A 19286-nucleotide genomic window follows, 5' to 3' on the forward strand; every position below is an offset into this window, starting at 1 on the left:
GTTCATCGGCCCTATTTTTTTACCTTTTAATGTAAAGTCTTATCCTGCCATAATTGTCTATTATATGATAAAATAGTGTTAAAATTGGGAAAATTGAGAAAGGAGGACAATAAATGAAGCTTCCAATTATTCAAACCAAGCTGCGGATTCCCGTTGTCAAAGATGAATTTATTAGACGTGCAAAGCTGACTCGGAAAATGAAGAAAATTCCAGAGTACCCATTGACCATTATTCATTCGGGAGCTGGATTTGGAAAAAGTACAGCATTGGCTTTATTTATGAGGGATGAAAAAATCTCTGGCTGCTGGTATTCCATTTCGTCAAATGATGATGACATCCTTCCATTCCTTTCCTATATCATTCATTCAATAAGAGGATTTTTGCCTGATTTTGGACAGGAAATTGCTAAGCATATTGAAACCATGGACCGGTACATTCGGGAAGAAGATATCAGTTATTTGTGCTCGTTATTCATTAATGAAATTCTTGAACTGAACTCCGATATCACGTTGATTTTAGATGATTACCATCAAATCGAACATTCTTATACCATTAATAGCTGGATTGAAAAATTACTTCAGCATATTCCTTCTAACTTACATTTGGTGATTTCAAGTCGCAGCCGTCCAGGATGGAAGCACCTAACGAAAATGAGAGTGAATGGGTATTTATTAGAAATCTCGCGAGAAGATCTAGTACTGACCATTGATGAAATGGAATTGCTGCTATCAGACCTATACGGGTTAGAAATTGAGCCTGTACATTTACAAACCATTTATCAACTAACCGAAGGCTGGATTATTGCACTTTGTATGATTGCCCAGCAAATTCCTCTAACTGGAGAGTTATCTACACTTGTTGAGACCTCTTACTCACTTCAAGACTTGTTTGACTACTTAGTAATGGAAGTATTTTCAAAACAACCTCCCATGATTCAACAGTTTTTGGAACAAACTTCAATCTTAGATGTCATTGAGGAAGAACTATGTGATGAAGTAATTGGGATTCATGGAGCTTCCAGCATGTTAGAACAATTGAAGGAAAAAAATTTATTCATTCAAAAGATTGGGGTAAAACATTATCGGTATCATGCTCTTTTTAAAGAGTTTTTAGAAAACGCTTTCTCAAAAAACAACCCTTATAATTACTCAGTGTTACATGAGAAATGTGCACGCTTCTATGAAAGAAGATCGATGTGGGAAGAGGCGCTTTATCACTATAAAAAAATTAATCATTTTAAAGCAATTGCTTCTATCTTGCAAGACAATGGAATGAATATGCTTGAAGGCGGTAAGCTCAAAAGCTTGTCTGATCATTTAATGTTGATTCCTGGGTCTGAGTTAGATACTTATTACCTTCTTTGGTTTATCAAAGCAGAGGTCCATCGATATCACTCCCAATATCAGGAAGCTGAAGCTTGCTATGAAAGGACATTTATAGAGGCAAAAAAGAGGAATGATTTTCTCGGTATGAGTAAGGCATTGGAAGGTAAAGCGAAGATTTATTTAGATACCATCCAACCTCATCAAGCTGAGGAATTATTATATGAAGCCATTGAAGCCCGAGAAAAAAGCATTGGTTCAGAACAGGAAAAGGCAAAACTATACTATTTGCTATCAGAGAATCTTTTGAATTCAGGAAAATCTTCAAAGGCAGAAAAATGGCTGCAAAAGGTTAATGAATCCAGTCCGGAATTTTTGGAAGGGAATATTGAGGCAAGATTGTATTTGCGAACAGGTCGTTTTGAAGAAGCAAAAAAGTTTCTCCTCAAACAAAAAGAACAATTATCTAGTAAAACTGGTTATGCTTTACCGAAGGCACACAGAGAAACAGATTTATTATTGTCCTTAATAGAAGCTTTTACCGGAGAGGGTTTGGAGGCTAAAGATTTAGCACAAGCAGGAATTCAGCAAGGTATTAGCCTTAAAGCACCTTTTGTGGAGGCCTGCGGCTGGATTCGGATGGGCCATGCGGTTCAAATTCTCAATAAATATGATTTGGATTTAGCTGAACAGTGCTACCATACTGCATTAGACATTATGAGTTCGCTTAATGTAGAAAGGGGAAAAGCCGAGCCTTTAATGGGTCTTTGTATTCTTTATGGGACTCGAGGGGATTACGAGCGGGCAATGGAAGCTGGAAAAAAAGCCTTACAGGAAACTGAAAAAGTACATGATGTTTGGCTTTCTGCTCTCATTAGTCTATGTATGGGGATTACGTGTATTTATAATGAAAGACTAGAAAAAGGGCTATTTTACTTTAAAAAAACAGAGGCATTATTTTCACAATGTGAGGATACCTATGGACAAATGTTAAGCGGGTTTTGGTTATCCTATATTTACTTTTTGGAAAAGAGAAAGGATTCATTTAAAGAGTCAGTGGATAAATTTTTATATCTGGTTCAGACCTATGAATTTGAATTCTTTTTTCATAAAGTGTCATTATTTAGTCCGCGGGATTTACAAATGATTGTGCCAATGTTAATAGATTGTGTAAAGGATAATATTCAAAAATCCTATTCTATCAAAATACTTCAAGATATGAAAATAGCGACATTGGAATCACATCCGGGCTATTCAATTAGGGTCCAAACATTGGGTCAATTTAAAATTTGGCTTGGTGAAAAAGAAGTAGGAGATAAGGATTGGCAAAGAGAGAAAGCAAAAGAATTGTTTCAGTTATTTATAACCAATAACGAATTGATTGCAAAGGATGAAATCCTTCAAATCCTTTGGCCTAATCAAGATAAAAAAAGCGCTGACCGTGATTTCAAAGTTGCATTAAATAGTCTGCATCATGTACTTGAACCATTGCGGAAGGCGAGGGCAGCCCCCTTCTTTATTATTCGTGAAGGGATGTTCTATGGTTTAAATCCTCATGCTGTAATTGATCTAGACACCACCCTTTTTCAATCCTGGGTTCAAAATGGATTGAGCGAATCCTCCGATGAAAAAGTGATAAATCTTTTAGAAAAAGGTTTAAGTCTTTATATGGGAGAATACTTGCCTGAACGCCGCTATGATGATTGGTGCATTAGTAAGCGGGAAAGCATGCTTGTGTATTTTCTAAGAGGGGCGGAAAAAATGGCTCAATTAATGGTCCGCCAAGAAAATTATAATCATGCTATCCATTGGTGTGAAAAAATATTACAGCGTGACCGGACCTGGGAAGAAGCCTATCGGTTATTAATGTATTGTTATTATCGTAAAAACAACCGCCCACAGGCGATGAAATGGTTTCAAAAATGCAAGGTGGTCTTGGAAGAAGAGTTGGGAGTTTACCCACTGGAGCCAACTAAAAAAATGTATGAGTTGATCCTACATTCAGAAACGTATAGTAATCAAATTGAGCAGCCTTAGGGCTGTTTTTTGATTATATTGAATTTTTTGTAACTTATCTGTAACTCCTTTTTTCTATTATGAACTCAGGCGCTTTGCAGTTTTGTATTTTAAATCATTAAGGGGGAAAAGAAGTGAAGGCATTTCGTAGAAAAGGGATTTTAGTAGGATTTCTTATTTTTTTAATGATTTTTACAGCAGCATGCAGTTCAGACAAAACAGAAGGGGATACCAAGGATAGCGGTGAGAAAGCAGAGAATAAAGAACCGATTAAAATTGGTGTTCTAGCCTCCACTACAGGTGCACTCGAATCCTATGGTAAACAAACATTGAGAGGATTTGAACTTGGTCTTGACTATGCAACCGAAGGCACAATGGAGGTTGCTGGCAGAAAAATTGAGTTTGTTGTAGAAGATACCGAAACGAAGCCAGAAGTGGCTGTTCAAAAAGCTACAAAGCTATTAGAGGAAGATAAAGTAGACTTTTTGGTGGGATCCTCAAGTTCAGCAGATACTTTAGCTGTCTTGCCGCTGGCAGAGGAATATCAAAAGATCATGATTGTTGAACCAGCAGCCGCTGATAGTATTACAGGCTCTGAATTTAATAAGTATATTTTCCGTTCCGCACGTAATTCTTCACAGGATGCAGTAGCAGGTGCAGCGGCGATTGCCGGTAAAGATGTGAAAATTGCCACTCTTGCACCAGATTATTCTTTTGGACGTGATGGTGTAGCAGCCTTTAAAGAAGCAGCGGTTAAGCTCGGTGCTGATATTGTGTTAGAAGAATATGCTGATCCGGCAGCAACTGACTTTACATCTAACATCCAAAAAATTATTGACGCAAAGCCTGATTATTTATTTGTAGTATGGGCGGGTGCCAACTCTCCTTGGAAACAAATTTCTGATATGAAGGTTCAAGACAAAGGAATCAAAATATCTACAGGTGCTCCTGACATTGCAGCTTTAGGTACAATGGAGCCGCTTGTTGGCATGGAAGGCTTTACTGTTTATTATCACGACCTTCCTAAAAATAAAATTAACGATTGGTTAGTAACGGAACATAAGAAGCGATTTAATGGTGATGTTCCTGATTTATTCACACCAGGTGGTATGAGTGCAGCGATTTCCATTGTAGAAGCATTGAAGAAGACTGAAGGCGATGCCGATGCAGACAAATTAATTGAAACAATGGAAGGAATGAGCTTTGAGACACCAAAAGGCAAGATGACTTATCGTCCTGAAGACCACCAGGCTCTTCAAGCTTTATATGCAATTAAGCTAGAAAAGAAAGATGGCGTGCCATACCCAGTACCGGTGCTCATCAGAGAATTGACTCCAGAAGAAACAGCACCTCCGGTTCGTAATTAATATGGTGTTCTTGAGAAAATAGCAGTGTCAAAAGCTGATCTATAATTTTTGCACTCTGTTGATTGGAGCGGAAGGCACGAAGACTCCTGCAGGAGTACGGAGCTGGGGAGACCCCGCAGGCGCTATAGCGCCGAGGAGGCTTCCCGCAACGCCTGCGGAAAGCGAAGTGCCTCGGGACAGGCAAAGACCGCCTTTCCTTGCGGTGATTATTCAAAGAAGCTTTCCTTAGTGGAGCGGAAATCAACAGACCAGTTTAAATCACGGACTAAAAAATATGAGGGTTTGACCTGTCTATTATGGTCACCCTCTTCCTTATTTCTATCTACTAGATTGGTGGTGAAAGCGTGACAACCTTAATTGAAACAGATAATTTATCGATTACCTTTGGAGGTCATACTGCCGTTGACTGTGTCAGCATCTCGGTGCCTGAAAAACACTTCAAATCGATTATTGGACCAAATGGAGCAGGAAAAACAACATTCTTTAATCTACTAAGCGGTCAACTAGCGCCTTCGGAAGGGAAAATTTATTTTCGCGGAAAGGATATCACGACACTTTCTTCGACAAAGCGAACGAGAGAAGGGATTGGACGCTCTTTTCAAATTACCAATGTTTTTCCTAATTTAACAGTCCTGGAAAATGTCAGGCTCGCAGTACAGTCAAAAGCTGGAGTGCGCTACCAGATGTTTTTTCATTATAAGAAATATCGTGAATTTGAACAAAAGGCGCTAGAGTGGTTACATCTTGTGCTGTTAGACGATAAGGTGGACTCCTTGGCAAGCAATTTGGCACATGGGGAAAAGAGAAAGCTAGAAATGGCGATGCTCCTAGCTCTTGAGACTGAGGTTCTTTTATTAGATGAGCCGACTGCTGGTATGTCTTTAGAAGATGTGCCTGCTATTTTAGAAGTCATCAAAAGAATTAAGGAACAAGGGAACCGAACAATCATTTTAATTGAGCACAAGATGGATATGATTTTAGATTTATCAGATTCTGTAATGGTGCTATTTAATGGCAGGCTATTGGCGGATGGAACACCTGAGGAGATTATGAAAAATGAAACGGTCCAGTCAGCCTATTTAGGAGGTGTCAGCGATGAACGAGCTGCTGAAGCTTAATCATATTGAGACGCATATTGGACAATATCATATCTTACAAGGTGTTTCCCTTGAGGTAAAAAAGGGGGAAGTCACGGTTCTACTTGGAAGAAATGGTGCGGGAAAAACAACAACATTACGGACCATCATGGGTCTAAATCCCGCCTCAAAGGGAAGTGTGATCTATAAAGGGGAGCAAATTCAAGCCCTGCCTACGTACACCATTGCTAAAAAGGGAATTGGGTATGTCCCGGAAGATCAAGGTATATTTGCAGGATTGACAGTCGAAGAAAATATGAAAGTAGCGATTCAAAAAGAAAATGAAGAAACCAATCATCGACTTGAATATATATTGAATTTGTTTCCTGACCTAAAAAAGTTCTGGAAAAAACCCGGTGGATTATTGAGCGGTGGTCAAAAACAAATGCTTTCCATTGCCAGGGCCTATGTGAATGAAAATGAACTTCTACTAATTGATGAACCTAGTAAAGGCTTAGCACCAATTGTCGTGGAGAAAGTGATGGAATCTATTATGCAAATGAAGGAACAAACAACCATTGTCTTGGTAGAACAAAACTTTTATATGGCTAGTACAATTGGTGATTGTTTTTACATTATTGATGATGGAAGAACAGTTAGCAATGGGTTAATGAAACAGTTAAAAGAAGATGAGGAAATGAAACGAAAGTATTTGGGGATTGCCTAGATAAGGAGGAAAGTTTGAATGGAGCTATTATTCAATTTAACTTTAAATGGATTGGCAACAGGCATGCTGATCTTCCTATTAGCAGCAGGATTGACGCTTATTTTTGGTTTAATGGATGTACTTAACTTTGCCCATGGTGGATTGTTTGCTTGGGGTGCCTACAGTGGCACATGGATTTATACCACTACTGGCAGCTTTTTAATCGGTATTATTGGTGCCATTGTTACAGGGTTTTTACTGGGGATTATTACTGAGAAGTGGATTATCAAACCAGTGTATGGCAACCATGTTCAACAGATTTTAATTACCCTCGGCTTAATGTTGGTTTTATCAGAAATGCTAAAAGTTATTTGGGGACCTAATCAATTAACAGCTAACACCCCAGAATATTTGAGTGGAAGCTGGGAAATTGGAAATATGATTATCATTAAATATCGAGTATTTATTATCGTGGTAGGATTACTGGTATTTGCGGGCGTGCAGTTTTTGCTCAAAAAAACCAAAATAGGTTTGGTAGTCCGGGCTGGAGTTATGAATAAGGAAATGGTCCAGGCATTAGGAATTAATATTAAGAAGGTATTTATGTTTGTTTTTATGATTGGTTCGGGTATGGCAGCACTAGGAGGGGTACTATTCGGGCCATATTCTGGTGTCATTCATGCCGGAATGGGGATGGAATTTGCAATATTAGCATTTATCGTTGTAGTCATTGGTGGAATGGGGAATTTCACTGGGTCGGTTATGGCTGCGATATTAGTTGGTCTATCCGGCTCGTTTATGGCTTATTACGTACCGGAACTATCATTGGCAGTGAATATGCTTTTAATGGCAGTTGTCTTAATTGTAAAACCGCAAGGACTATTTGGAGGGAAGGGGTGAGAGTATGAAGTGGATTGTAAATAATAGACTGAACACTATTTATATGATAATAGCTGTCTTCTTGGTAATCTTGCCCTTTGTTTATGAATCTAGAAATATGTTGATACTGTTGACTCAAATTTTTGTGTTTGCCATTCTAGCCATGAGCTACGATTTATTATTAGGCTTTACCGGAATTGTCTCTTTTGGTCATGCGATGTTTTTTGGTATCGGTGCCTACTCAATTGGGATATTCATGAAGCGTTTTGAACCTACCATGCTTCATTTCATTTATGCAGTACTGGCAACCATTTTGATTACTGCAATCGTTAGTTTTATTGTTGGTTTGCTTACCCTACGGTTGAAAAGTCACTTTTATGCAATGTTAACCATGGCATTGGCGGGATTATTTTTAGTATTAGCAGAAAAATGGCGGACATTAACGTTCGGAAATGATGGATTTACCTTTCGAGTGCCAGAATTATTTATCGACCGGACTAATTTTTACATCATTTGTTTACTGTCAATGATTGCTGTGTTTATGATATTAAAACGATTTACCAACTCCCCGCTTGGAAGAGTTCTGCAGGCAGTCCGAGAAAACGAGCAACGAACAGAGTCATTAGGTTATCAAGTATTACATTATAAAATAGCAGCAAGTGTTGTTTCAGGTGTATTAGCTGGGATCGCAGGAATCTTTTATGCAATGTCACTTCGATATGTCAATACAAGTGTATTTGCGATGGATATTACTTTAGACGCCTTATTGATGACAATCATCGGCGGAGTAGGTACCTTAGTTGGTGCGATTATTGGTGCAGGATTAATTGAATTTGCTCATGATGGGTTAACCGAGCTGGCAAAGGAACATTGGATATTTGAACGCTGGATTATTTTCTTTGGTATTATTTATATTTTGGTTGTCATTTTCTTCCCACTAGGTATTGTGGGGACACTGAAGAAATTCACATGGAAGCGAGTAAAGCATACTGCAAAGAAAAAAGAAAATATAGCAGGATAGGGGAGAGGCATGAATGGATCCGTTACAAATTGCTTCCTTCGTCGTTCGATTCCAACTTGCCGCAGTGGAAAATGGAACAGGTAAAAAACAATGGAGAATTAAGGTTACCCATGTTCAAGAAGAGAAGGAAACATTATTCGAGTCTATTGAAGAAGCGACCGCTTTTATGAAGTCAATGGTAGAAGACTCCTAGAATAGGGTGGTGAAAGTTTTGCAGATTGGTATTGTAAGTACAGGAGTTTACCTCCCAAAGGAATTTTTGACTGGTCAAGATATAGCAGAAATGGCAGGTATCCCATCCCATGTTGTCGAAGAAAAAATGGGAATAAAGAAGAAATATGTTCCAGGGCCGAATGACCATACGTGCGCAATGGGAATTATTGCAGCAAAACGGGCGATTGATAAAGCTGGGATTAACCCATTGGAGATTGATGTCGTTATTTATATTGGCGAAGAGCATAAGGAATATCCGCTTTGGACTGCTGGCATTAAACTACAGGAAGCTGTTGGTGCGTTGAATGCATGGGCATTCGATGTTGCCTTACGATGCGGGACGACTGTTATGGCGCTAAAAGTAGCCAAAAGCCTGATGATTGCTGATTCCTCGATCCAAACTGTTTTGCTTGCAGGAGGTTACCGGAATGTAGATTTAATTGATTATCAGAACCCAAGAACACGCTTCATGTATAACTTGGGTGCAGGCGGCGGGGCTATACTGTTGAAAAAAGGACATAACGAAAATGTCCTGTTAGAAACGGAGCTGCTAACCGATGGTTCTTTTTCAGAGGATGTAGTTGTCGTTGCCGGAGGTACAAAAAATCCAATTACGAAAGAGGCAATAGAACAGCGTTTAAATATGCTCGATGTCTTGGATCCAGAAGGAATGAAGAGACGGCTGGAACAAAAGTCGATGGCAAATTTTTTAAAAGTTGTTCGGGAATCAGTAAGAAAAAGTGGTTACAAAGAAGAAGATATTTCTTATTTAGCCATGCTCCACATGAAAAAGTCTGCACATGATTATGTATTAAAAGAATTAGGATTGTCCGAACAGCAATCGATTTACTTGGAGGACTATGGTCATATCGGTCAAATTGATCAAATTTTATCGTTAGAGCTTGCCCTTAAGGAAGGGAAGGTAAAAGAAGGAGATCTTGTCGTTTTTGTAAGTGCTGGGATTGGTTATGCCTGGGGGGCGACCGCAATTAAATGGGGGAAGGTGAACTAAATGGTGAGTGTAACTTTGAAAGAAGTTCAACTAGCAAATGGGGAAACAATCGCCTATCGTGAGCGAGAAGGCGGAGAAAAAAAGGTACTATTAATCCATGGCAACATGACGTCTTCTAAGCATTGGGATCTTGTCTTAAACAGTATGGCTGAGGAGTATAAGTTATATGCGATGGATTTACGGGGATTTGGGAAGTCAAGTTACCATAAACTTATTACATCCATAAAAGATTTTTCAGATGATGTGAAGCTCTTTGTAGATGAAATTGGCTTGCGGGACTTTGCCATGATTGGCTGGTCAACAGGGGGTGCGGTTGCTATGCAATTTACTGCTGATTATCCTGGGTATTGCAATAAGCTGATTTTATTAGCATCAGAATCAACTAGGGGCTATCCTTTTGATGGGAAATTAAGTGAGAACGAAATTCCTCGAAGATTTTCACGCTATGAAGATATTAAACAAGATTTAATTCGAACTATCCCTGTTCAAACCGCCTACGATACAAATAATGTAGAATTACTAAAATTAATTTGGAATGCAGTCATTTATACAAAAAATCAGCCGGCGCAAGAGTTGTATGATGAGTATGTACAGGATATGAGAACGCAGCGTAATTTAGCCGAGGTACATCATTCTAATAATACCTTTAATATTAGCCATCACCATAATGGCCTTGTAGAAGGAAATGGACTGGTAGATCAAATTAATGTACCTGTTCTAGTTTTAAGAGGAGACCGTGATTTCGTTGTCACTGCTGATATGACGAAAGAACTGGTTGAGGATTTAGGGGCAAAAGCTAAATTTGTGGAGTTGAAGGATTGCGGTCATTCACCGCTAGTTGATGACTTACCACATTTCCTAAAAGAGGTGACCGATTTTTTAAATACGGAGGTGTATAAATGAGATAGAGGAATAATGATGTTGAACGGCCTTAAAGGTCGTTTTTTCTGTCCTCTCTTATGTAACTATACTGTAACTAAGTTTCAGTAAGATGTTCTCATCTAGTTGTGAAGGAGAGATCGTACGGTGAGGTGGGAGCTCGATTGGCTGGAAAATAGAGCAAGGTTATCGCCAAATAAGAAGGCAATAATTGATGAAGATACAAATAAATCATGGACTTATCGAGAAATAAATAAACGTTCGTCCTCAGTAGCAAGTTGGTTAAAAGCCCAAGGCGTGAATAAAGGTGATCGGGTTGCTCTTTTGTCGCCAAATGATATCAGTTATTTTGATTTACTTTTTGCCTGTGGGAAAATTGGTGCGATAGTTGTCCCGCTAAATTGGCGGTTGTCTGTACATGAATTAAACGAAATTCTGCAGGATTGCACCCCTTTATTAATAGGAATTCATCAGCAGTTCCAGAACATGTATACTCCCTTGGAACAGACCATATCTAAATCTTTTATGGTTGGAGGATTAGAATACGAGGAGATTGTGAATACACCTATAGAATATAAGCATTCACAAGTATTATCAGAGCATGACCCATTAGCGATGATTTATACAGGGGGAACTACCGGGAAACCCAAAGGTGTTGTATTAAGTCATCAATCTATTCAATGGAATGCCATTAATACCATTCTCAGCTGGAACTTATCTGAGGATGATGTAACGATTAACTATATGCCGATGTTCCACACAGGAGGGTTAAATGCTTTATCGCTGCCACTATTAATGATTGGCGGCACCGTTGTTATTGGTGATCAGTATACGGGTCAAAAAGTGGTGAATTCCATTAATCGATACAAGTGCACCATTATTCTCCTGGTACCAACCATGTACCATTCGCTCATTCAAAGTGATGAATTTCAAGAGAGTGAATTTCCATCTATGAAAATATTTTTATCTGGTGCAGCACCTTGTCCATTACAGGTATATGATGCCTTTCAGAAAAAGGGGTTAGCTTTTAAAGAAGGGTATGGACTAACGGAAGCTGGGCCAAATAATTTCTTCATTCATCACGAGGACGCACAAGTGAAACACGGTTCAGTTGGGAAACCAATGCTATTTAATGCTATTAAACTAGCAAAGGAAGATGGTCAAGATGCAAAGGAGAATGAGGTTGGAGAACTTTTAATAAAAGGAAAGCACTCCTTTTCACATTATTGGAATAATGAGCTTGCAACTATGGAAACGAAAAAGGGGGGCTGGGTTCACACCGGTGACTTGGCGAAGATGGATGAAGATGGCTTTTATTATATAGTTGGCAGAAAGAAAGATATGATCATCACGGGTGGTGAAAATGTCTATCCCCTGGAGATTGAACATTGGCTGGCTGCACACCCTATGGTCGATGAAGTAGCAGTAATCGGACTTCCAGATGAAAAATGGGGTGAACTCGTTGCGGCTTTCATCGTTCCTAAACATTTTTATACGATAGAAGCTGAGGAATTAAGCGAGTATTGTGAAAAAAAACTAGGAAGATACAAAATACCGAAAAGGTTTATTTGTTTAAAGGAACTTCCGAAAACAGTTGTTGGAAAAATTGATAAAAAGAAATTAAAAGAAATAAGCATTCATACGTAAAGGAGAACTATCATTGGTTCTCCTTTTCATATGAGTTCGTGTGCACTTTCAATAAATAATTTTGATAAAATGGATTGCGTTTTGTTTTTGTTATAAACCAAATAGAAATATCTTTCATCATTAAACCCATTGATCTCATGGACCTTCAATAAACTTCTATCATAATATTCTTTTGCTGCCATCTCCGAAATAATGGCAATCCCAATCTCTTGAAGAACAAACTGAATTAAACTTTGACTGCTTTCTGTGTAAGCAACAATATTCAATTGGTCTTTGGAAATGTGATTTTTTTTCAGGAATTTTTCAATAAGAGAATTCGTTCCTGAATCAGAGTGTCTCATGATAAAAGGGTACTTAATGATATCTAGAATATTAACAGGGCCAACAATATCCGAGTGCTGTGATGTAATAAGGACTAAATTTTCTTTAAGTAATGGAATATAGCATAACTTATCGTTTTCATACTTTTCACCTAATATACCGAAATCTACTAAGCCGTTAAGAACCTTTTCAGCAACATTTTTTGAGGATGATTGGTTTATATGAAAAGTTGCTTTCGGAAGTTGCTCTCTAAATAGCTTGACCATTTTTGGAATCATAAATTGCCCAGGTACAGAACTAGCTGCGATACGAATCATTCCCTTAAGCTCGGTGGCACCCTCCTTTAAGTCCAGCATTGCCTGGTCCTTTAACAATAAAAGCTTTAACGCCCATTGATACAAACGTTCTCCCGCGGGGGTGAGAATATTCTCTCTGCCCACTCGATCAAAAAGATTTACATTTAACGTTCTTTCTAATGCCTGAATATGCGAGCTAACCGTCGATTGACTTAAAAAAATGTCATCCGCGGCTTTAGAGAAGCTTTTATGTTCAACTACCTTCGTAAACACAAATAATTGATGTAAATCCATTGAATCTCCCTCCTTTATATTCACGTAATCGATTTATATTGATAGATGAAATAGATAAATTGAATTTATCTAATCATAACATTTTTTTATAATAGAATTGATTCGATGTTTGAACAGTTTTTGAAATAAATCCTATGAAAACATTATTATTTGATGGGAGCTGTATAAATGTCACTCCAATATATACCAGATCATATCTATGACGCGGGGCCAACAGGGTGTGGTGAGTTGATTATGAACCTATTCTTAACTATGAAAAAGTTGAATAGCGGGCAGATTATCGAAGTAATATCCTATGACCCGGGTGCCAGAGAGGATCTGCCTGCTTGGTGTAGAATGCAAAAGCATACCCTGCTTGATCGTAAGGATTTTGGGAAAATCAGTTATTACTATATTGAAAAAGGCTGATATAGTCTTTTACATAAAATCAATGAAAAATGAATTTACGGAGGAATATAAAATGGCTGGAAAATTTTTAGTTAGTTTAACCAATGCAAAGAACAATCCTGACAAAGCAACAGTTGGCTTTGTTGTAGCAAATGCAGCGGTAGCATCAGGTCAGGAAACGGTTGTTTTCTTAAATGTTGAAGGTGCTTATTTAGCATCAAAAGGATATGCCGATGATATTCACGAGGCAGGATTTGCCCCATTAAAACAATTAATGGATAACTTTGTTGAAGCAGGCGGCACTCTTTGGGTTTGCAGCCCTTGTTACAAGAAAAGAGAATTGGATGAAGAAAACCTTGTTGAAGGTGCAACCATAGTTGGTGGAGCTAAGTTAGTAGAGTTTCTAAGCCTCGGTGCAGCCTCGATTACCTATTAAGCGCAGGTGACGAACATGCATAAAGCAAATGCAATCTGTGATGGCGGTGATTTAGATTGTGGTTCGGGTTTACTATTGATTATTAAAAAGTCAATGGACCCCCTTCTAAATGGTCAAATTCTTGAAGTGCGCAGCAGGGAGAGAAGTGTTGTGGAAGATCTTCCTGCCTGGTGTAGAATGGTCGAGCATGAATTTCTTGGTTCAGAACCCGGTGATAATACCATGCGCTATTTTATCAGAAAAGGGTCAAATCAAGCGGAACTAGAGATGGATTTACAAGCAGCAAAGGGATATGAATGGAGTGTACGTGCACGGGGAGAAAAGGATTTAACAGTAAAAATCCATTCACGAAACCATACATTTATCGCAGGTCAGCCGGCTGATTTTAGTCCAAAGGTTAATGCACCAAGCGCCATCGATTATTTGCTCGCCTCGCTTGCGTCCTGTTTGACTGTGGGCTACAAGGCGCAAGCTTCACGAAAAAATATCGAGATTGATAATGTGGAACTCTCATTAAAAGGCGGTTTAGAAAACGTCTTATTTCATATGGCGTTAGAGGAAGAAGGAAGTCCGAAAATCAAGCGAATTGTTGGGACATTTTATGTATCGTCACCTGAATCAGAACATGTATTGGAGGAATTATGGAACAACACGCTTGTCCGGTCCCCTGTCTATCAAACGCTTAATCAACTTATTATGATTGACATAAAACTTTCGATAGTATTTTGACAGGGAGGAAAAAACGTGAAGCTACCTAAATTCCCTACCACTGTTATTGGCAGCTGGCCAAGAACTAATGAGGTAAAACGGGCAATGCGAGATAAACGAGCTGGTAGAATGAATGAGGAAGAGTTCGAATCTATTGCAGATCAGGCTGTCTTACAGTGCTTAAAATGGCAAGAAGATGCGGGAATTGATATTGTCTCTGATGGAGAACAACGACGGGATAACTTTATTTCCTTTGTTGCCGATCACTTAAACAATGTCCGAATGCTAACGGTATCTGAACTTTTAGATTATGTTGAAGATAAAGCTAGTTTTGAGGAGATTCTCGGAACATTAGATGTTCCTGCTTTTTCAATGTCAAATCCAGCAGCCACTGGAAAAATTAGCCGTAAAAAACCATTAACACTAAATGACTACATATTTCTAAAAAAACATACAGACAAAGCTGTTAAAGTTGCGCTGCCTGGTCCCTATCTATTAACAAGGTCCATGTATGTCGAGGGATTATCCAAGGATGCCTATCCGACAAAAGAGGATTTGGCAATTGATATCATAAAAGTTTTACGAGAAGAAATGGAAGACTTGATCGCAGCTGGCGTTGAATTCGTGCAATTTGACGAACCGGTTTTGACTGAGCTGGTCTTTACTCAAAAAAATGCAAATAGGACTTTTATGTGCGGAGCATTGACAGCAAAGGCTGATGCTGAAGAAGAAATTGCGTTTGCCTTGGACCTAATGAATCAAGTTACTGATGGAATGCTTGGCAAAGGGACAAGGATTGGAGTCCATGTTTGTCGTGGCAATTGGAGCACTCAAGAGGAAGTCTTGTTAAAAGGTCCATATTTTCCATTGGTCCCCTATTTTTCTAAAGTGAATGTTGACCAGCTTATTCTTGAATATGCTACACCTCGTGCTGGGGAGATTGACGCGATTCGAGATTTTGGAGGAAAAGAAATCGGATTTGGAATAGTCAATCCACGAACAGAGGCAGTTGAAACAGTTGAAGAAATCATAGAGCGTGTTCAGGAAGTAAGAAAATACGTATCAGATGAGAAAATCTTTTTAAATCCAGACTGTGGATTTGGAACATTTGCGCAACGGCCAATGAATAGTGATGAAATTGCTTTTGAAAAATTAAAAGCAATGTCTCAAGCAGCGAAAAGATTGAGGGAAACGATTTTAGTATAAACTTGTGAAAGAAGGTTCTAGGATGGGACAAATAATGAGCTATAAGGTAGAAGGAAAAGGAAATGGCATGCGTACCGATGCGGTGGCAGGAAAACATACAATCGCAATCGATGAGCCGGTGTCATTTGGCGGTAAGGATTCAGCAATTGATCCATTATCTGCATTTTTATCATCACTGATTGCCTGTGAAAATGTAATGGCACAACTTATATCTAATGAAATGAAGTTTGACCTTCAAGGTATTTCTTTTGAGGTTGATGGTAGTTTAGACTTAGCAGGATTAATGGGAGACATAAGTGTAAAGCCATACTTTCAGCAGGTCGCGGTGAAAGCGTTTTTAGAAACCTCTGAAACAGAGGAACGTATTCTTGAATTACAACAAGCAGTAGATCAGCGCTGCCCTGTTTTTAGGACCATAAAGGACGCTGGAATTCCAATTGAAAATCATTGGGTAAAGGCTAAGGCTACAGTTTAATACCTCTTTAAAAGATCTTATCTTAATTTGATAGGATCTTTTTTGTTATGAAAAAAGAATATTTGCTATTTTGATGTTAAACACTCAATATTAATAAGACTAAATTTTTTGTATGGGATAGAGAAGGTAGGGATTTTTTTGCAGGATTTTATTAAATTAGGTATTTCGGAGTCAATCGTAAATAAATTAAAGAGTTATGGTGTAGCGAAACCAACGCCAATTCAAGAACAATCGATACCATTTGTAATGAATGGAAAAGATGTTATTGCACAAGCACAAACAGGAACAGGTAAGACGTTCGCCTTTATACTACCAATTTTAGAAAAAATAGATAAACAAGCGAAACATGTTCAAGCTCTCATCGTCACTCCAACTAGAGAATTGGCGCTACAAATTACAGATGAATTTGAAAAGTTGACGAAGGATATAGACGAAGTAGATGTACTTGCTGTTTATGGGGGCCAGGATGTTGAGAAACAATTAAAGAAGCTAAAGAAAAATGTTCAGATTGTGGTAGGGACACCAGGAAGACTGTTAGATCATATTAGAAGAGGGACAGTTCAGTTATCAGAAGTCTCATACCTTGTTCTTGATGAGGCAGATCAAATGCTTCACATAGGCTTTCTGAATGAAGTTGAAGATATAATTAAGGAAACTCCTAAGACTCGTCAAACGATGCTTTTTTCTGCAACGATGCCAGAGGGAATAAGAATCTTAGCCAATAAACATATGCGTAAACCTGAATATATCCAAGTTGAAAAAACACAGGGACCTGCTGAAAATGTTAAATTAGTTGCCATTCATACGATAGATCGGGCTAAGCAGGCCACCTTGATCCAATTAGTTGAAACACATAGACCATATATGGCCGTTATCTTTTGTAGAACCAAACGCAGAGTTTCTAAATTGTATGAGGTTCTAAAATCTCATAAGTTTTTGTGTGATGAGCTGCATGGAGATTTATCACAATCAAAAAGAGAGCAAGTGATGAAACGCTTCAGAGATGGGGAAATTCAATTATTAATCGCAACAGATGTTGCAGCTAGAGGTCTTGATGTTGAAGGTGTGACACATGTATTTAATTATGACATTCCGCAAGATGCGGAGAGCTTTGTCCACCGGATTGGAAGAACAGGAAGAGCTGGAACAAAAGGCTTGGCCATCACCTTTTACTCCTCTGATGATCGCCCAACGCTCGATATGATTGAAAAAGAACTTTCTATTACGATTCAAAAACAAAACGTAGGCAATAGCGAAGTCAAACAAGAGAATAAACCAGCTTCGACGAAGAGACCGGTAAAGAAAAATAATTTTAATAGGAATAACAGCCGTAGTTCTGCTGTTAAAAAGGAAGTAAAAGAGGACGGAAATAGGAAATCTACTTCAAGGAAACCTAATGTGGCTTCACAACAGGGAAGTTCATTAAAAGGAGAACGTAAGAATAAAGCTTCTGGAGTAAAACGCGGGATGAAGACCGGACAAGAAAAAAATAAAAGATGACATAGAAAGAACCCTTGCTAGGCAAGGGTTCTATTATTATGGAGACTATCGGGATCGAACCGACGACCTCTTGCATGCCATGCAAGCGCTCTCCCAGCTGAGCTAAGCCCCCGAATGTGGTACAAGAAAAATTATATATGTCTCGTACCATACTTGCAAGAGTATTTTTATATTTTTTTTGAAAAAAGCTAAGATCCCATACTTTCAATTTCAACCTTATGGACTCCATCTAAATTTGAAACTAAATCATATACCTCGGTTGTCTTCTCCCGGTAATCCACCGCAACCAATATTTGAACGAGATGGTCCCCATTATCTAAATCCTTTATACGAATCCTGCGAATAATATACTTTTTATCCATAATAAAGGAAATGACCTTATCAATTTGGATTTTATCTCTGATAAATAATTGGAGACTAATTTCTTTTTCCCGTAATTGCTTTGGCCCGATGAATTTCATCACAAAAGGTACTAATTCCACGCTAATAATTAGTAAAATAACACCAACGAGTGCTTCGATAAAAAAACCTGCTCCAACAGCAATTCCTATGCCAGCTGCTCCCCAAATCATTGCCGCTGTTGTTAATCCAGAGATACTATCATTTCCCCTTCTAAGAATTACACCTGCCCCTAAAAAACCGATTCCTGAAACAATTTGGGCTGCAAGACGAAGAGGGTCCATGGTGATTTTAACATTATCGGAATCAGGGAACATATAAGCAGATTCTATTGATACAATGGTAAGCAGACAACTTACTACAGATATGACAAGACTTGTTTTAAGTCCAACAGGCTTTCTTTTTAATTCGCGCTCAAGTCCAATGATGAGTCCGAAAATCGCTGAGACTCCTAGCTTTATTAATATATCGTAATCAATATTCTCCATGGGGTTCACGTCCATTATTTTTTTAGATGATATTTGATAAACTAGACTTTTCTTATTATACGATATCCCTGCAATGCTGAATAAAGAAATATATGTAGAGTAGATGAGTAATGAAAACTATTTTATGGAAATCCAATTAGTTAGGGCTTTTATTTATTAATAAGCCTTCTATAGTTACATATACTTCAGTGGGTGTTTTTATGAGTCCATCACTCTGTTTGATTTATCCTTTGGAAGTTGAATACTGTTTATTCTCTCATTCAAATAGTGTGACTAAATCTATAGAATGAAATGAATTTAAAAAAACTTTAAAAATTATATTGCAAACATTTTTCGGACATGGTATATTAAATCACGTCCTCTTCGAAAGAGTCATCAACGAAAAAAAGAATTTCAAAAAGTTGTTGACATCACGAAATGGAATGTGTTAAATTAAAGAGGTCGCTTTTGAGCTTCTATGTTAGACAGGCTCTTCTGCGAATGATAATTGTTCTTTGAAAACTAAACAAACAAGAACGTCAACAAACAATTTTTTAGCTTTTCTAAAAAGCTAAGCCAACGTAACAAATTGAGCTATATCAACTTTCTTGGAGAGTTTGATCCTGGCTCAGGACGAACGCTGGCGGCGTGCCTAATAC

The 19286-nt window shown here is 38.3% G+C and carries 18 protein-coding genes and 1 tRNA gene; 16 read left to right on the forward strand and 3 right to left on the reverse strand.

Annotation, left to right across the window (positions count from 1 at the left end):
* Positions 1-113: 113 nt before the first annotated feature.
* From J2Y03_RS20910 to J2Y03_RS20955, 10 genes are all read left to right on the forward strand, one after another.
* Entirely contained in the window at positions 114-3359 is a 3246-nt protein-coding gene (locus tag J2Y03_RS20910) for a BTAD domain-containing putative transcriptional regulator (RefSeq protein WP_310197746.1), read from the forward strand.
* Positions 3360-3523: 164 nt separating this feature from the next.
* Positions 3524-4705 (forward strand): substrate-binding domain-containing protein, encoded by a 1182-nt coding sequence (locus J2Y03_RS20915; RefSeq protein ID WP_132096144.1) that lies wholly within the window; start codon positions 3524-3526, stop codon positions 4703-4705.
* A gap of 344 nt (positions 4706-5049) precedes the next feature.
* Positions 5050-5823 (forward strand): ABC transporter ATP-binding protein, encoded by a 774-nt coding sequence (locus J2Y03_RS20920; protein WP_310197749.1) that lies wholly within the window; start codon positions 5050-5052, stop codon positions 5821-5823.
* The gene (locus J2Y03_RS20925) at positions 5801-6508 is read left to right on the forward strand and encodes an ABC transporter ATP-binding protein (RefSeq protein WP_310197752.1); all 708 of its coding nucleotides are present in this window, start codon (positions 5801-5803) and stop codon (positions 6506-6508) included. Before J2Y03_RS20920 ends, J2Y03_RS20925 begins: the two co-directional genes overlap by 23 nt.
* A gap of 18 nt (positions 6509-6526) precedes the next feature.
* On the forward strand, positions 6527-7387 hold the full coding sequence (locus J2Y03_RS20930; RefSeq protein WP_132096110.1) for a branched-chain amino acid ABC transporter permease: 861 nt from the start codon (positions 6527-6529) through the stop codon (positions 7385-7387).
* Between the two features lie 4 nt (positions 7388-7391).
* A complete protein-coding gene (locus tag J2Y03_RS20935; protein WP_310197756.1) occupies positions 7392-8387 on the forward strand; it encodes a branched-chain amino acid ABC transporter permease in 996 nt (331 codons plus the stop codon).
* A gap of 13 nt (positions 8388-8400) precedes the next feature.
* On the forward strand, positions 8401-8580 hold the full coding sequence (locus J2Y03_RS20940; protein ID WP_310197759.1) for a hypothetical protein: 180 nt from the start codon (positions 8401-8403) through the stop codon (positions 8578-8580).
* A gap of 18 nt (positions 8581-8598) precedes the next feature.
* Positions 8599-9612, forward strand: coding sequence for a 3-oxoacyl-ACP synthase (locus J2Y03_RS20945; protein ID WP_310197761.1), 1014 nt, complete (start codon positions 8599-8601; stop codon positions 9610-9612).
* On the forward strand, positions 9613-10515 hold the full coding sequence (gene phaZ / locus J2Y03_RS20950; RefSeq protein ID WP_310197764.1) for an intracellular short-chain-length polyhydroxyalkanoate depolymerase: 903 nt from the start codon (positions 9613-9615) through the stop codon (positions 10513-10515). It abuts the gene before it with no gap.
* A 123-nt stretch (positions 10516-10638) separates the two neighbouring features.
* Positions 10639-12138, forward strand: a complete 1500-nt coding sequence (locus J2Y03_RS20955; protein ID WP_310197766.1) for an acyl-CoA synthetase — start codon at positions 10639-10641, stop codon at positions 12136-12138.
* A gap of 26 nt (positions 12139-12164) precedes the next feature.
* Here the strand turns inward: J2Y03_RS20955 and J2Y03_RS20960 are convergent, their stop codons facing one another.
* The gene (locus J2Y03_RS20960) at positions 12165-13049 is read right to left on the reverse strand and encodes a selenium metabolism-associated LysR family transcriptional regulator (RefSeq protein ID WP_310197769.1); all 885 of its coding nucleotides are present in this window, start codon (positions 13047-13049) and stop codon (positions 12165-12167) included.
* A 168-nt stretch (positions 13050-13217) separates the two neighbouring features.
* Between J2Y03_RS20960 and J2Y03_RS20965 the strand changes: the two genes are divergently transcribed.
* From J2Y03_RS20965 to J2Y03_RS20990, 6 genes are all read left to right on the forward strand, one after another.
* Positions 13218-13457: a sulfurtransferase TusA family protein gene (locus tag J2Y03_RS20965; protein WP_132096124.1), complete on the forward strand. Its 240-nt coding sequence runs from the start codon at positions 13218-13220 to the stop codon at positions 13455-13457.
* A 52-nt stretch (positions 13458-13509) separates the two neighbouring features.
* Positions 13510-13872 carry a DsrE family protein gene (locus J2Y03_RS20970; RefSeq protein WP_310197773.1) on the forward strand — a complete coding sequence of 121 codons (363 nt, stop codon included), beginning with the start codon at positions 13510-13512 and terminating at the stop codon, positions 13870-13872.
* Positions 13873-13887: 15 nt separating this feature from the next.
* The gene (locus J2Y03_RS20975; RefSeq protein WP_132096128.1) at positions 13888-14601 is read left to right on the forward strand and encodes a sulfurtransferase TusA family protein; all 714 of its coding nucleotides are present in this window, start codon (positions 13888-13890) and stop codon (positions 14599-14601) included.
* A 15-nt stretch (positions 14602-14616) separates the two neighbouring features.
* Positions 14617-15786: a cobalamin-independent methionine synthase II family protein gene (locus J2Y03_RS20980; RefSeq protein ID WP_310197775.1), complete on the forward strand. Its 1170-nt coding sequence runs from the start codon at positions 14617-14619 to the stop codon at positions 15784-15786.
* A gap of 22 nt (positions 15787-15808) precedes the next feature.
* Positions 15809-16261: an OsmC family protein gene (locus J2Y03_RS20985; protein WP_310197778.1), complete on the forward strand. Its 453-nt coding sequence runs from the start codon at positions 15809-15811 to the stop codon at positions 16259-16261.
* A 138-nt stretch (positions 16262-16399) separates the two neighbouring features.
* On the forward strand, positions 16400-17761 hold the full coding sequence (locus tag J2Y03_RS20990; protein ID WP_310197781.1) for a DEAD/DEAH box helicase: 1362 nt from the start codon (positions 16400-16402) through the stop codon (positions 17759-17761).
* Between the two features lie 39 nt (positions 17762-17800).
* On the opposite strand, the gene J2Y03_RS20995 is transcribed toward J2Y03_RS20990, so the two are convergent.
* Together J2Y03_RS20995 and J2Y03_RS21000 are read right to left on the reverse strand one after the other, a co-directional pair.
* Positions 17801-17873 (reverse strand) — tRNA-Ala (locus J2Y03_RS20995).
* 76 nt (positions 17874-17949) lie between these two features.
* Positions 17950-18648, reverse strand: coding sequence for an MgtC/SapB family protein (locus J2Y03_RS21000; protein WP_132096136.1), 699 nt, complete (start codon positions 18646-18648; stop codon positions 17950-17952).
* Positions 18649-19286: the final 638 nt, after the last annotated feature.

It is taken from the genome of Neobacillus niacini, from assembly GCF_031457145.1.
GTDB lineage: Bacteria > Bacillota > Bacilli > Bacillales > Cytobacillaceae > Neobacillus > Neobacillus niacini_J.